This is a genomic window from Microbacterium hominis (assembly GCF_013282805.1).
Taxonomy (GTDB): Bacteria; Actinomycetota; Actinomycetes; order Actinomycetales; family Microbacteriaceae; genus Microbacterium; species Microbacterium hominis_B.
Genome location: NZ_CP054038.1, coordinates 792,678 through 807,420, shown reverse-complemented (window position 1 = coordinate 807,420; position 14,743 = coordinate 792,678). Strand labels below are relative to the sequence as shown.

The 14,743-nt window shown below is 70.8% G+C and carries 12 protein-coding genes; 4 read left to right on the top strand and 8 right to left on the bottom strand.

Annotated features, from left to right (window positions below; genetic code table 11):
- Positions 1–30: 30 nt before the first annotated feature.
- A complete protein-coding gene (locus HQM25_RS03465) occupies positions 31–831 on the bottom strand; it encodes an LLM class F420-dependent oxidoreductase (RefSeq protein ID WP_172988975.1) in 801 nt (266 codons plus the stop codon).
- Positions 832–937: 106 nt separating this feature from the next.
- On the opposite strand from HQM25_RS03465, the gene HQM25_RS03460 reads away from it, so the two are divergent.
- Entirely contained in the window at positions 938–1,957 is a 1,020-nt protein-coding gene (locus tag HQM25_RS03460) for an o-succinylbenzoate synthase (protein WP_254359533.1), read from the top strand.
- Between the two features lie 28 nt (positions 1,958–1,985).
- Here HQM25_RS03460 and HQM25_RS03455 read toward each other — a convergent pair whose 3' ends face one another.
- Positions 1,986–2,642: a TetR/AcrR family transcriptional regulator gene (locus HQM25_RS03455; protein ID WP_172988973.1), complete on the bottom strand. Its 657-nt coding sequence runs from the start codon at positions 2,640–2,642 to the stop codon at positions 1,986–1,988.
- A gap of 127 nt (positions 2,643–2,769) precedes the next feature.
- Here HQM25_RS03455 and HQM25_RS03450 point away from each other — a divergent pair, with 127 nt between their 5' ends.
- The gene (locus HQM25_RS03450) at positions 2,770–5,700 is read left to right on the top strand and encodes an MMPL family transporter (protein WP_172988972.1); all 2,931 of its coding nucleotides are present in this window, start codon (positions 2,770–2,772) and stop codon (positions 5,698–5,700) included.
- Positions 5,697–7,970, top strand: coding sequence for a YhgE/Pip domain-containing protein (locus HQM25_RS03445; protein ID WP_172988971.1), 2,274 nt, complete (start codon positions 5,697–5,699; stop codon positions 7,968–7,970). The genes HQM25_RS03450 and HQM25_RS03445 overlap by 4 nt, the downstream gene beginning before the upstream one ends.
- Before the next feature lie 136 nt (positions 7,971–8,106).
- On the opposite strand, the gene HQM25_RS03440 is transcribed toward HQM25_RS03445, so the two are convergent.
- The 6 genes from HQM25_RS03440 to HQM25_RS03415 are packed head-to-tail and all read right to left on the bottom strand — an operon-like array spanning position 8,107 to position 13,423.
- Positions 8,107–9,126 carry a mannonate dehydratase gene (locus tag HQM25_RS03440; RefSeq protein ID WP_172988970.1) on the bottom strand — a complete coding sequence of 340 codons (1,020 nt, stop codon included), beginning with the start codon at positions 9,124–9,126 and terminating at the stop codon, positions 8,107–8,109.
- Between the two features lie 8 nt (positions 9,127–9,134).
- The gene (locus HQM25_RS03435; RefSeq protein ID WP_172988969.1) at positions 9,135–9,941 is read right to left on the bottom strand and encodes an SDR family NAD(P)-dependent oxidoreductase; all 807 of its coding nucleotides are present in this window, start codon (positions 9,939–9,941) and stop codon (positions 9,135–9,137) included.
- 16 nt (positions 9,942–9,957) lie between these two features.
- Positions 9,958–10,815 (bottom strand): SMP-30/gluconolactonase/LRE family protein, encoded by an 858-nt coding sequence (locus HQM25_RS03430; protein ID WP_217275191.1) that lies wholly within the window; start codon positions 10,813–10,815, stop codon positions 9,958–9,960.
- Between the two features lie 11 nt (positions 10,816–10,826).
- Positions 10,827–11,573 (bottom strand): SDR family NAD(P)-dependent oxidoreductase, encoded by a 747-nt coding sequence (locus HQM25_RS03425; RefSeq protein WP_172988967.1) that lies wholly within the window; start codon positions 11,571–11,573, stop codon positions 10,827–10,829.
- On the bottom strand, positions 11,561–12,442 hold the full coding sequence (locus tag HQM25_RS03420) for a fumarylacetoacetate hydrolase family protein (RefSeq protein WP_172988966.1): 882 nt from the start codon (positions 12,440–12,442) through the stop codon (positions 11,561–11,563). The genes HQM25_RS03425 and HQM25_RS03420 overlap by 13 nt, the downstream gene beginning before the upstream one ends.
- Positions 12,443–12,460: 18 nt before the next feature.
- Positions 12,461–13,423, bottom strand: coding sequence for a DUF4432 family protein (locus HQM25_RS03415; protein ID WP_172988965.1), 963 nt, complete (start codon positions 13,421–13,423; stop codon positions 12,461–12,463).
- A 126-nt stretch (positions 13,424–13,549) separates the two neighbouring features.
- Between HQM25_RS03415 and HQM25_RS03410 the strand changes: the two genes are divergently transcribed.
- On the top strand, positions 13,550–14,719 hold the full coding sequence (locus tag HQM25_RS03410; protein ID WP_217275190.1) for a DUF4185 domain-containing protein: 1,170 nt from the start codon (positions 13,550–13,552) through the stop codon (positions 14,717–14,719).
- Positions 14,720–14,743: the final 24 nt, after the last annotated feature.

Below are 14,743 nucleotides of genomic sequence, written 5' to 3'. Positions count from 1 at the left end.
ACCGGGCACCCGGGCGCCCGCCACGCGGCGTCACGCGTTCTTCGCGTCGCGCCAGGCGAGCCACCGCTTCACGAGGTCGTAGTCGTAGTCGGGGCCGTCGAAGTTGAGCGTGAACAGGCGCGCCCCGGCGTCGAACAGGGCGTCGGCGACCTCCGGTGTGCGACGAGCGAGCTCGTTCGAGACGACGATGCGCGAGGCATCCGTCCCCTCCTTCTCGGCCCACTTCTCGATCACCGAGATCTTGTGGGCCAGCGCGTCGGGGCGCACGAAGCTGTGCCAGATGTCGGCGTGACGGGCCACCAGGCGCAGGGTCTTCTGCTCGCCCTGTCCGCCGATCATCACCGGGATGTCGCGCGTGGGCGCCGGGTTGAGCTTGGCCCAGCGCGCTTCGATGCGCGCGAGGCCGTCGGCGAGGTCGTCGAGGCGGGAGCCGGCCGTGCCGAACTCGTAGCCGTACTCGTCGTAGTCGCGCTGGAACCAGCCCGACCCGGTGCCGAAGATGAAACGGCCGGTGCCGGTGCCCTTCGCCGAGATGTGGTCGATCGTGCGGGCCATGTCGGCCTGCAGGTCGGGGTTGCGGTAGCTGTTGCAGTTGACGAGGGCGCCGAATTCCACGCGCTCGGTCTGCTCGGCCCACGCGGCCAGCTCCGTCCAGGACTCGAAATGCAGCCCGTCGGGCTCACCCGAGAGCGGGTAGAAGTGGTCCCAGTTGAAGATGATGTCGACGCCCAGCTCCTCGAGGCGGAAGACGGCCTCGCGGATCTGCGGGTAGGTCACGTGCTGCGGGACGAGCTGGACGCCGAGGCGCACCGGGGTGTCGAGAAGAGGCATGGCGAAAGCCTAGGGGCGTCGGATGAGGGGTCGGGCCGTCTCGGTGTCGTCGCGTGAACGGTGATCCGTCTTCTGATGCGGCGCGCGCGACGGCAGGATGGATGCCGTGAGCCTTGCCGCACCGCCGCCGCTGTCCGAGATCCTCGCCTCCGCCCGGGTCGTCGCCCTGCCGCTGGCGGCCCGCTTCCGCGGGGTCGACGTGCGCGAGGCGGTCGTCTTCGAAGGCCCCGAGGGCTGGACCGAGTTCTCGCCCTTCGCCGAATACGACGACGCCGAGGCCGCGACCTGGCTCGCCGCGGCGATCGACTTCGGGTGGATGCCGCAGCCCGCGCCCGTGCGGAACGTGATCCCGGTCAACGCCACCGTGCCGGCGGTGACGGCGACGGCCGTCGCCGATGTGCTCGCGCGCTTCGACGGGTGCCGCACCGCGAAAGTGAAGGTCGCCGAGCGCGGCCAGGTGCTCGCCGACGACGTCGCGCGTGTGCGCGCCGTGCGCGAGGTCATGGGGCCGGAGGGGCGCATCCGCGTCGACGCCAACGCCGCGTGGAACGTGGACGAGGCCGAGCACGCCGTGCACGCTCTCGCGGAGTTCGACCTGGAGTACGTCGAGCAGCCGTGCGCAACCGTCGACGAACTGGCCGAGCTCCGCCGGCGCGTGAAGTACATGGGCATCCCGATCGCCGCCGACGAGAGCGTGCGCAAGGCCGCCGACCCCCTCGCGGTCGCGCGCGCCGGGGCTGCCGACCTGCTCGTGGTGAAGGCGCAGCCGCTCGGCGGGGTGCGCCGGGCCCTGGAGATCGTGGCCGAGGCGGGCCTTCCGGCGGTCGTCTCGAGCGCACTGGACACCTCGATCGGCCTGTCGATGGGCGCGACGCTCGCCGCGGCGCTGCCGGACCTCGACTACGACTGCGGACTCGGCACGGCGTCGCTGTTCCTCGCCGACGTGCTCTCGCCCGGGCTCGCACCGCGCGACGGGGCGCTCCCGGTCGGGCGGGTTGTGCCCGACCCCGATCTCCTCGACCGGCACGCCGCCTCGCCGGAGCGCACGCAGTGGTGGCTCGACCGGCTGGCGCGGTGCCACTCGGTGCTCGCCGCGACCCCCGAGGTCGCGGCCGAGCCCCTCTGAAGCGCTCAGAACAGCGGCTGCGCCGCGGTCAACTTTCGGTCGGTGCGACCGGGGGCTCGATGATGAGCTGCGCCACCCGCGCGAGGTCGGCGTTGACCGAGGCGCACATGGCCTCGTAGTCCTCGCCGGACATCACCGCGCGCATCGACGCGCTCTCCCACACGGTGAGCATGAGGCGCGCGGCCTCGTCGGCGGGCACCCGGAAGACGAGCCCCTTGGCCTCGGCGATGTCGTCGATGATGCGCGATACCGAGCGCAGCATCGCCTGCTCCTGGGCGAGGTAGGCGGTGGCGAGCTCGGGCGTGCGCAGCGCGTGGATGCGGATCTCGCTCATCAGCAGCACCCCGAGGCGGTCGTCGCTGGTGATGTCGAGCACCTGCTGCACGATGCCGAGGGCGTCGACGTGCGCACCCGCCAACTCCCCGTCGTGCTCGAGGTGGAGCACGCGGCGGCGGACCGCTTCAACGCGCTCCCCGGCGACCGCGGCGACGAGCTCGAGGAAGAGCTCGTCCTTGGTCTCGAAGTTCGAATAGAACGCCCCGCGCGTGAAGCCCGCGCGCTCGCAGATCGCCTCGACGGATGCGGCGTCGAGCCCGACCTCGGCGAACACCTGGGCCGCGGCATCCATGAGCTTGCGACGGGTCGCCTCGCGGCGACGCGACATCGCGACGACGGCATCGGCCATGTCGATCCTCCCTCGCCCCATCTTCACACCGGGCATTCAGTTTCGGGTGCAGGAACCGCTCTACGATACACTCATGTATCCGATACAGCGCTGTATCGAACCTGTTTGACCCGGACCCGGAGGCGCTGTGTCCACACTGCTGTACTCACTCGGACGCTGGTCGTACCGTCACCCGTGGCGGGTGCTCATCGGCTGGATCCTTCTTCTCGCGATCGCCGGCGGCAGCGCCGGCATCTTCATGAAGGGCACCGACAACTCCTTCTCGATCCCGGGCACCGAGGCCCAGGAGGGCATCGAGATGCTCGATCGCACCTTCCCGCAGGCCTCGGGCACCAGCGCACAGCTGATCATCGTCGCCGCCGAGGGCGACAGCGTCGCCGACGACCCCTACGCGGGCGAGATCGCCGACACGATCGCGGCGTTCGAAGACCTCGACGGCGTGCTCGCCGTGACCGACCCGTTCGACGAGATGGTGTCGGGCCTCGTCTCCGACGACGAGTCCGCCGCCATCATCCGCCTCCAGTTCGACGGCAGCCCCACCGACATCAGCGACGAGACGAAGGACACCCTCGACGGCGTCGCCGCCGACATGGGCGAGTCCCTCCCCGCCGGGTCGGAGGTCGCCATCGGCGGCGACCTGTACTCGACCTCGGTGCCGGGCCTGACGATCACCGAGGCGATCGGCGTGCTCATCGCCCTGTTCGTGCTGATCATCACGTTCCGCTCCCTCTCGGTGGCCTTCTTCCCCCTGATCAGCGCCCTGATCGGCGTGGCCCTCGCGATCGCGCTCATCTTCGTGTCGACGGCCTTCGCCACCATCTCCTCGACCACCCCGATGCTCGCGATCATGCTGGGGCTCGCGGTCGGCATCGACTACGCCCTCTTCATCGTCGCCCGACATCAGGACCAGGTGCGCGTCGGCGTCGAACCGGAGGAATCCGCCGCCCGCGCGACCGGCACCGCCGGATCGGCCGTCGTGTTCGCCGGTGTCACGGTGCTCATCGCCCTGGTCGGGCTCTCGTTCGCCGGCATCCCGTTCCTCACCACCATGGGCATCGCCGCGGCCGTCGCCGTCGCGATCGCCGTCGTGGTCGCCGTGACCCTCACCCCCGCCCTCCTCGGCTTCGCGAAGGGCCGCGTCGCCGGCTGGGGCCGCGTCGCGCGCGCCGGGGTGCCGGTGCGCCGGCGCCGCACCGCCGTGGCTGCCGCCGACGCCGCGGACGACGCCGCAGAGCTCGAGCCGACCGAGGGAGTGGATGCCGCGCCCGCCGCACCGGCGGAGCCCGCGGTCCACGCCACGCCCGCGAAGACCAACCCCTGGGTGCGCCTGGTGACGAAGCATCCCATCGTCACCACCGTCGCGGTGATCGTCGGCCTCGGCGTCATGGCGGTGCCCGCCACGAGCCTCACCCTCGCCCTGCCCAACGCGGGCATGCAGCCCGAGTCCAGCCAGGCGCGGGTGGCGTACGACCTCACCGCAGCGCACTTCGGTCCCGGCGAGAACGGCCCCCTCATCATGGCGGGAACCATCGTCACCTCGACCGATCCGCTCGGTCTGATGGACGACCTCGCCGCCGAGATCGAGAAGGTGCCCGGTGTGAAGGAGGTGGCCCTGGCCACCCCGAACATGACCGCCGACACCGGACTCATCCAGATCGTGCCCGAGACCGCCCCCGACGACCCCGCCACCGCCGACCTCGTGCGCGCCCTCCGCGCCCTCGCCCCGGAGCTGAACGACGAGTACGGCGTCGACCTGAAGGTCACCGGCTTCACCGCCGTCGGCATCGACATCTCCGACCGCCTGGGCGCCGCGCTCGTGCCGTTCGGCATCTTCGTGGTGGGCCTCTCGCTCGTGCTGCTGATGATCGTGTTCCGGTCGATCTGGGTGCCGCTGAAGGCCGCGGCCGGCTACCTGCTGTCGGTGCTCGCCGCGTTCGGCGTCGTGGCCGTCGTCTTCGAGTGGGGCTGGTTCGCCGACCTGCTGCACGTGGACAAGACCGGCCCGGTCATCAGCTTCATGCCGATCATCCTCATGGGCGTGCTGTTCGGCCTCGCGATGGACTACGAGGTCTTCCTCGTCTCGCGCATGCGCGAGGACTACGTGCATGCGCTGCGGGCCGCACGCGCCACCGGCGAGGCCTTCAGCCGTCGCCGCGTCGCGATCGACGCCGTGCGCTCCGGCTTCACCGCCTCGGCGCGCGTGGTCACGGCGGCAGCCGTCATCATGTTCGCCGTCTTCGCGGCGTTCGTGCCCGAGGGCGACTCCTCGATCAAGCCGATCGCCCTCGGTCTTGCCGTCGGCATCGCCGTCGACGCGTTCATCGTGCGCATGACCCTCGTGCCCGCCGTCATGGCGCTCCTCGGCGACAGGGCGTGGTCGATGCCGCAGTGGCTCGACCGCGTCCTCCCCCACTTCGACATCGAGGGCGAGGCCGTCGAGCGCGAGCTCGCCCTGTCGTCGTGGCCGGAGCCGAACACCACCGCCGCGGTCGTCGGCGAAGGGGTCGCCGTGCGCGCCGACGGCGGGCGCACCGTGGGCGAGGTGACGCTCTTCGACGGCGCCGACTTCCGCGTCGAGCGCGGCGGCACGCTGCTGGTCACCGGCGAGACCCTCGCGACCCGCGCGTTCGCGCTGACCGTGGCCGGGCGCCTCCAGCCCGACGACGGCCGCCTCCGCGTGGCGGGCCACCTGCTCCCCGGCCGCGCGGCCTGGGTGCGGGGACACGTCGGCCTGGCGATGCTCCGAGGTTCGGAGGACCCGCTGAAGGATCTCCGCCACGCCCTGTCCGGGAACACCGCGCTGGTGGTGGTCGACGGACTCGACGCCCTCGACACCGGCGAGCGCGACCAGGCCGCCGCGCTGCTGCGCGACGCCGCCTCCCGTCGTCGCGAGCGCCGCGGCGACGCGACCTCGCGCCTGACGGTGGTGGTCACCGCCCGCAGCGAGGGCGCCGCGCTCGGCCTGCTCGCCGACGCGCATCGGCCCGATGTCGCAGCCCTCGCGCTGCGCACCCACACGTACTCGTCCGCTGACGCGACCCCCGAGGTGATCGCATGACTCTGCCCATCGAACGCGCCCGGTCGCGCCGCCCCATCACGTGGCTCACGCTCATCGGCGTCATCCTGCTCCCGGCCGTCATCGGCGGCATCCTCGTGGCCGCGCTCTACAACCCGACCGAGCGCCTCGACAGCCTCAACGCGGCCGTCGTGAACGAAGACGAGGCCGTCACGATCGACGGCCAACTGGTGCCGCTCGGCCGCCAGCTCACGGCGGGTCTGGTCGAGGGATCCGACGACCTCGACAGCAACCTCACCTGGACCATCTCCAACCCCGACGACGCCGAAGAGGGACTGGCCGACGGCACCTACGCCGCGGTCATCACGATTCCCGAGAACTTCTCGGCCGCCGCAACCTCGACCCAGCCCGGCGCAACGCCCGAGCAGGCCGTGATCGAGGTGACCACGCCGCCCGACAGCCTGATCGTCGACGATGCGATCACCGCGCAGGTGGCCTCGGCCGCCTCGACCGCGATGGGAGACCAGCTGTCGTCGCTGTACCTCGAGAACGTGCTGCTCGGCTTCACCACGCTGGGCGACGAGCTCGGCGGCGCGGCCGACGGCGCCGCGCAGCTCGCCGACGGGGCGGGTGACGCAGCCGAGGGCACGGTGACCCTCGCCGACGGCATCGCACAGCTCTCCAGCGGCGCCGGGCAGCTCGCCGACGGTGCGAACGGCATCTCCTCGGGCGTCGGACAGCTCGCCGGTGGTGCCCACGAGCTCGCCTCCGGCGCGACGGGACTCGCCGACGGCGCAAACGGCATCTCCTCGGGTGCGGCCGGCATCGCCTCCGGGACCGCGCAGCTCGCCTCCGGTACGACCGCCGCCGCGGACGGCCTCGACCGGTGGGCGGCCGGCGCGAACGACATCGCCGCCGGCGGACGGGACCTCGCGAACGGCCTCGACCAGATGGCGGTCGGCGTTGCGCAGCTCCCCGACGTGCCGCCGGAGCTTGTCACCGCCGCGAACGACCTCGCCGCCAACAGCGCGCAGATCTCCACCGCTGTCACCGATGCGGCCGCGCAGCTGGCCGCGCTCTCGGCCGACTGTCTGGCCCAGGGCGGCACCGCCGAACTGTGCGATGCGGTCGCCCAGGTCTCGGCTGACGTCAACGGCGCCGTTCCCACGGTGACCGGCTTCCTCGACAGCTCGGGCGCGCTGGCCGCCGGCGTCGAGCAGCTCGCCGCGTTCGAGCCGACGCTCGTCGCCGCCCTGCAGCAGTCCGCCGCGGGTGCGAGCGGCCTGGCCGACGGCATGGCCGAGCTCGCCACCGGCGCCACCGACAGCGCGAACGGCCTGGACTCGCTGGCCGCCGGCATGACCTCCGTCTCCGGCGGCGCGGCCGAGCTCGGCGACGGCACCTCGACCTGGGCGGCCGGCGCGGCCACCTGGTCGAGCGGCGCATCGACCTGGGCCTCCGGCGCCTCCCAGGCCGCGACCGGTGCGAGCACCTGGTCGTCGGGCGCCTCCGCCTGGGCGTCCGGGGCATCGGATGCCGCGGGCGGCGCCGGCGAGCTCGCCGGCGGCATCGGGCTGATCGCCGACGGCACCGACGAGCTGGCGGGCGGCCTGCAGACCGCGGTCGACCAGATCCCCTCGTACACCGAGGACGAAGCGGCCGACGTTGCGGCCGTGGTCGCCGACCCCGTCTCGGCCGAAGGCGTCGGCTCGAGCCTGTTCGGCGCCTCGGCGATCCCGCTGCTGTCGACCCTCGCGCTGTGGTTCGGCGGTCTCGGCAGCTTCATCGCCCTGCAGGCGGTCTCGCGGCGCACCCTGTCGTCGCGCGCCTCCTCGGCGGCCCTCGCGCTGCGGGCGCTCCTGCCCGCCGCCGGGCTCGGCGCGCTTCAGGGCCTGCTGGTGGCGGGCGTCGTGCAGCTGGCCGCCGAGTACACCTGGGGCGAGTGGTTCGTCTTCGCCGCGCTGTGCGTGGCCGCCGGCGTCGCCTTCGCCGCCGTGAACCAGGCCCTCGTGGCCGTCTTTGGCGGCGCCGGCCGCTGGGCGTCGGCCATGGTGGGCGTGCTCACGGTCGCCACCGGCATCGTCTCGACGGTGCCCGGCGTGCTGGCGAGCCTCGCCGCGCTCCTGCCGACCGCACCCGCCTACAACGGCATGGTGGCGGCGCTCACGACCGCCGGCGGTGTCGGGGCGGCCCTGGCGGGCCTGGTCATCTGGACCCTGCTGGCGCTGGTGACGACGATCCTCGCGGTGGCCCGACGCCGAAGCGTCTCGGCGCGGCAGCTGCTGGCGTCACCCGCGCCCGCGCTGGCCTGATCCGACTCATCGAACGCGACCTCGGCTCCGGCCGGGGTCGCGTTCGACGATGCGCGCACTTGCCCCCCGACGTGCCGGAGGAACTGCGCGGTCGAGTTCCGGCAGCGGGCAGTCGACCGGTCGACGTATTCAACGACTATTTCGCCAGGCCCTCCTGAAGCCCACGAATGTAGCCGAGGGCGAAGAGCCGACCGAGCGTCCCGTACCCCGGCATGTCGTTCGCCTCTCCCGCCATCGTGGGCACGTGGTCGGGACGAAGCGCACCGCGAAAGCCGACGTTCTCATACTCGTTCAGGCAGGCGAGCATGTCGGTCGGGCCGTCGTCGTGGAAAGTCTCGACGAAGTCGTCGGCGGTGCCGGCCACGTCGCGGAAGTGCACGAATCCGATCCTGCGGCGCTCGCCGAACTCCCGGATCACCGACGGAAGGTCATCGGTCATGAGCGCGAAGTTGCCCTGGCAGAGTGTGATGCCGTTCGCGGGTGAAGGATTCAGATCGAGTAGTCGCCGGAACCCCTCCACCGAGCTCATGATGCGCGGGACCCCCCTCACGACGGGGCGCGGCGGATCATCGGGATGCATCGCAAGCTGCACGCCCGCAGCCTCCGCCTCGGGCACCACCGCATCGAGGAAGTATCGCAGGGCCTCCCAGAGCTGCTCGGCGGTCACCTCTCCGGGTTCGACCACGTGGTCCTGCGCGGACGCATGCTCGGCATCGAACGCCGTAACGAGCGCCCCGCCGCGCGCGCGTGTTTCGATCGAGGTGCGCGCCCAACTGGTGACAGCCATCCAGTTGTAGCAGAGCACCGGAATGCCGAGGTTCCCCATCGCCCGCACCTGCGTGATCACGTGCTCGATCTGCTCGTCGCGGCCGTCCGCGCCCGCTCGCGCCTTGTCGAGCGGCGGAGTGTCCTCGATGACCTGCACGGAGAAGCCCCCTTCGGCGAAGACTCCGATATCCCTCGCGAGGGCCTTCTCGCTCCACGGCGCGAGGTCGCGGTCGGCGGACGCGGCTTCCGCAGCGACTCCCACCGACCGGAACATCCGCTGGTCCTGTTCGGCTCCGTTCATGAGCGCGGCGATGCCGTTCACCCCGCACTGCTTGACGAGCGGCCAGAGTCGCGATGGCCGCGGAGACAGCAGTTCGATGAGTTCCATGTCCCCGCTCATCGCAGTTCTCCGATCGGCGCCGGAAGCCGTGCCATCATCCCGCCGTCCACCCGCAGGTCGACGCCGGTGATGAATCCCGATCGCGGCCCGGCGAGGAAGGCGATCGCCTCCCCGACCTCCGCGTCGTCACCGACGCGTCCGAGCGCGTGGGCCGTGCCCCAGTGGGCGAGCACCTCCTCGACGTGGCGCCCGCCCGCCCGACTCGCCTGCTCCGCAGAGGACCGAAGCATCGGCGTGTCGATCGAACCCGGGCTGACGCTGTTCACCCGCACACCGTGCAGCGCCTCATCGACCGCCATAGAGCGGACCAGCGCGATCAGCGCGCCCTTGCTCGCGGAGTACGCGGCGACCCTCGGCTGACTGGCTGACCCCTGCACGGAGGCGACGAAGACGACGGTGCCGGAATCCGTCGAGCGGATCGCGGGCAGCGCGGCCCGCGCCGCGAGATATGCCCCGCGAACATTCACATCGAACACCTCGTCCCACTCCTCGACGGCCGTCTCCACGACGTCGCCGTATCGCTGGATCCCGCTGGAGACGACGAGCGAATCGAGCGACCCGAACGTCGCGAGGGTCGTGTCGACGGCCTGCAGAGAGGTCTCGGGGTCGCGAACGTCGCCGGCGACGGCGATCGCGCGCCCTCCCGATTCCTCGATGGATGCTGCGACCTGTGCCGCATCGTCGAGATCGAGCCCGTGCACGGCGACACGCGCACCCGCGGCGGCGAGCGCCTGGCAGGCGCCGCGCCCGATTCCGCTGCTTCCGCCGATGACCAGGCAGGTCCGGCCGTCATGATCCTTCATTCACTCACTCCTCTGCTCAGGCGGCGAAGGCCGCGACGGGCACGCCCCGGGTGTCGGTGTCGATGGCGAACACGCTGCCTGCGAGCGGCTCGCGAGCCAGCTGCTCCGCGGACAACCCCTCGCGCGCCGAGGTCACATAGAGAGTCCCGTCAGCGGCGAACGAGCAGCTCGACGGCTGGCTGACCGGCATGTCGACCCGCTCGATGAGGCGCCCCGAGAGGTCATACCGATGTACGGCCGACGCACCCCAGATCGCCACCCACACGCAGTCCTCCCGATCGACCGCCAGGCCGTCGGGCAGCCCGTCGTCGACCGTTGCGAAGGGCACGAAGTCGCCGACCTCGCCGCGGTCGACATCGAACGGCGCGCGCATGACCGTACCCGCCATGCTGTCGATGAGGATCATGGTCCCGGCATCCTCGGTCCATCCGAGCCCGTTCGGCAGGGTGAGACCGCTCCGGATGACGGTGCTCGCCCCGCCTCCGTCCCAGCGGTGCAGCGATCCTCGGCCCGAGGCGAAGGCGAGGTCGTTGCTTCCCGCCCAGAGCCGCCCGAGCGGGTCGCACTTGGCGTCGTTCATCCGCAGCTGCGGATCGGCGAGCACGGGATCTTCGATCGCGAGCGCCCCGTCGACCGCGAAACCGAACCCCTCGGCGACGGCGACCGCGAACCCGGATTGCGATGCGCGGGGTGCGATCGCGCCGAGATAGGTATCGAACTCCCACCGCTCGGTCGTGCCGCCATCGAGGTCGCTCTGAAGCAGGTCGCCGGCGAGGATGTCGACCCAGCACAATCTTCCCGTTCGCGGATCGGTCACCGGCCCCTCGCCCACGCGCGCTTCCGCACGGATGATCGGACGGACGTCTCTCACCACGTTTCGCTCCCTCACGCCTTCTGCGGCACCCGGATGCCGCCCATGCCACCGTCCACCGGCAGGAGGATCCCCGTCGTCGAACCGGCCAGCGGACTCGCGAGGTACAGGATCGCCTGGGCGATCTCTTCCGCGGTCACCAGGCGACCCATCGGCTGCCGGCGCCGCAGGGCCTCGGCAGCAGCATCCGGATCATCGGCGGCTTCCAGCAGCCTCGACACCCACGGGGTGTCGGCGGTTCCGGGCAGTACTGCGTTGACACGGATGCCCTCGGCCACGTGGTCCGCTGCCATCGCGAGCGTCAGCGCCGCCACCGCCCCCTTGCTCGCCGAGTACAGCGCGCGCTGCGGCACTCCGATCGTCGCGACGATAGAGCATGTGTTGACGATCGCGGCGTGCAGCGACCTCCGCAGATGCGGGAGCGCGGCGCGCGACACCCGCGCGACGCCCAGCACGTTGACATCGAAGACCTGGCGCCATTCGTCATCCGAGTTGCCCGCGACGTCTCCCGTGGCTCCGATTCCGGCGTTGTTCACGACGATGTCCAGCCGCCCGAACCTCGAGACCACCTCGGCGATCACGCGGTCGACGGCCAGGGCATCCGTCACGTCGCAGGCGAATGCATGATCGTCGTGCGCAGGGACCTGTCTGTCGAGGACGGCGACCTGGGCGCCCGCGCGGCGGAGCGCGGCGACCGTCGCCGCGCCGATGCCGCTACCACCCCCGGTGACGACAGCGACGAGTCCGGTCAGGCCGTCCATGGCACCTCCCGCGGCGCGGTGGCGACGACGCGTTGTCGCTGCGCGCCGAGACGCTCGATTCCGAGTGTCATCACGTCTCCTTCCCGGAGATACGTCGGCGGGGTCATGCCGAGCCCGACGCCCGGCGGTGTTCCCGTGTTGATGAGGTCCCCCGGCTCGAGGACCATGAACTGGCTCAGGTAGCCGACGATGAAGTACGGGTCGAAGATCATCGTCCCGGTGGTTCCCGTCTGCCGTCGCACGCCGTTCACGTCGAGCCACATCGCCAGAGGTGCGTTGTCGTCGAACTCGTCTCGCGTCGCGATCCACGGTCCGCACGGATTGAAGGTCGCGGCCGACTTGCCCTTGCTCCACTGCCCGCCGCGATCCAGCTGGAACGACCGTTCGCTGACGTCGTTGCAGAGGACGAACCCGGCGATCGCATCCCGCGCCTCGTCGATGTCGCTGAGGTAGCTCGCGCGCCTGCCGATGACGATCCCGAGCTCGACCTCCCAATCCGTCGCGGTCGAGCCTGGCGGCAGCCGGACGTCGTCGTTCGGACCGACGAGGGTGTTGGGCGATTTCGTGAAAAGGATCGGCTCCGGCGGAATCGGCATCCCCGACTCGGCAGCATGGTCGCTGAAGTTCAGGCCGATGCACAGGATCTGATGCGGGCGCGCGAGCGGTGCACCGACTCGCTCCCCCGCGAAGGGGAGCACCTGCCCGGCATCCCGACGCCGCGCCACCAGCTCCGCGAGCCCCGCGAGGCCGTGGTCGAAGAAGTCTCCGTCGAAGTCGCGAACGACATCCGAGACGTCGACATAGAAGCCATCGTCGACGCGGACGACGGGTCGCTCGGCTCCTGCTTCGCCGAGGCGCATGAGCTGCATGGTTCCTGTCCTTCCTGTTCAGCGGTTCGCGGTCGTCGACAGCGCAACCGAGATCTCGATACGGGTCTGGGCGGTCGGCTCCAGGCTCAGGCTCGCTGCCCGCCCGCTCCCCGATGTCGTCGTGCTGGCGGGTTCGATCGCCATGATTCGCGCGCGCCCGAACCACGGGTGTTCTGGAGAGCCGTTGAGCTCCTGCCACCACCAGGCGTGCGGGAGGGTGCGGGCGTCCCACTCGACGCGCACCTCGAGCCCGCGATCGGCATTGGTGATGGCGTACCACCCGGCGTCGAAGTCCGACAGCCAGCCGAACGTGCGGGCAGGCACACCCGGGGGTGGAACGACACGCAGATCGCTGCCGTCGTCACCTCCCGGAAGGCGCGGCCATTCCGCGCTCGGCAGGTCGTGTTCGCCCGGGTCCAGCGAGACCGAGCGCGCGTCCGTGGCCACCACGCATCTTCCGTCGAGGAATTCGCCGCCAAACGCCGGGTGGCTGACGTAGTCGATGTCGATGCGGTCGCGGCTCAGGTTCGTGAGCACGTCCGTCTGGATGAGCCGGGCTTCTTCGACACGCAGTTCGCGGTCGATCCGCACGGGCACGGAGAACAGCTCGAGCGAAAGCCGGGCGCTCGCCTCGTCGTTCGCCTCGACGTCCCAGGCCGAGACGGACGCCTCGCCGTGGAAGCCGACCTCGGTCCCTCCGACACGGCGCGGTGGTCCGGCGTTGGGGCACAGGGTCTGCCATCCGCCGCGATACTGCTCGAGCCAGCGATCGGTGGCGTCGATCGCGCTGGGCGCCATCCGGCCGGCCCGGATGCTGTCCGCCCGGCGGCGCCACGGAGTGGCGGCGAGGATGCCGACACCGGACGCGACGTCCGTGATCTGCAGGACGTCGGCACCACGGCCCGGGTCCACGTCGACCCTGATCCGTTCGGTGCACAGGGTGAACGGCCTGGCGCGATCCGCTGCGGGGTTTGCGACCATGCAATCCTCCTCATCCTCGAAGAGCCTCGTTCGTGGCGGGGCGATCCTGGGCATTGAACCCTGACGCCTCGCGTGGCATTGTTTACGATACCAACGTTGATAACGATACCAACGCAAAGGAGCGTCATGAGTCATCCCCGTCCCGCACGCCGTCTCGTCGCCACGGCAGCCACCGCTGCTTCGGTCGCCGCAGCGCTGCTCGTCCCCGCGATTCCGGCTGCCGCCGACCCGGGTGCGGTGTCTGCCCCGGCCGACACCTGCGCCCTCGTCGACAGCACGATCAGCGCCGCGTCGTCGATCGATGCCGAGCGGACAGCCGCCTTCGCCGACTACGGCAACTCCGGGGTTGGCTGGACCGGTGGCGACAGCACGTACTCCCTGACCCTCGAGGACGGTCGCCAGGCGTGGTTCTTCTCCGACACGTTCCTCGGACCGGTCGACGCCGATCTCGGACGCCCGCTCTCCACTCCATTCCTCAACAACTCCATCGTCGTCGACGACGGAGGGGTCCTCTCCACGGTCACCGGTGGCACGGCTGAGGCACCGGAGTCGATCATCGGAATGACGCCGGAGGGCAACTGGCACTGGATCGGCGACCCCGAGCTGAACAAGAAGGGCGACGTGCAGATCCCGCTCCTCCAGTTCGAGCGATTCGGACCGGGAATGTGGGACTGGGGATGGTCGGCCAACCGTCTCGCGACCCTCGACGGCTCGACTCTCGAAGTCTCATCCATCACGGAACTCCCGTCCGAGGTCGGGATCAACTGGGGCTCGTACACGCTGTCGGAGGGCAACACGACGTACATCTACGGCATCAACGACATCGAGGGCGTCCGTTCGGCCTTCGTCGCCCGCGTCGCCGGTGGCGACCTCTCGAAGCAGTGGAAGTTCTGGGACGGCACGCGGTGGGCCCCGAACGAAGCCGATGCCGTGCCCGTCGCCTCCTACGTCGCGAACGAATTCAGCGTCGAGCCCTATCGTGACGGCTACCTCATGGTGACGCAGGACACGAGCGAGCTGTTCAGCACGCGCATCGTCGCGCAGGTCTCGTGCTCGCCCACCGGACCGTTCACCGTCGCGGCCGAGCTCTACCGTACGCCCGAGACCGGCCTGTTCGGCTCGTACGGCAACCCGAACGTGTTCACCTACAACGCCCATGAGCACCCCGAGAACCGCGACGGCGACACCCTCCTGGTGACCTACAACGTCAACAGCTTCGTCGGCGACGACCTGTACGACGACGTCACGATCTACCGTCCGCGCTTCGTCAGCGTCGAGCTGACCGTCACGCCCTGACAGCCATACGCGACCGGACCCGGC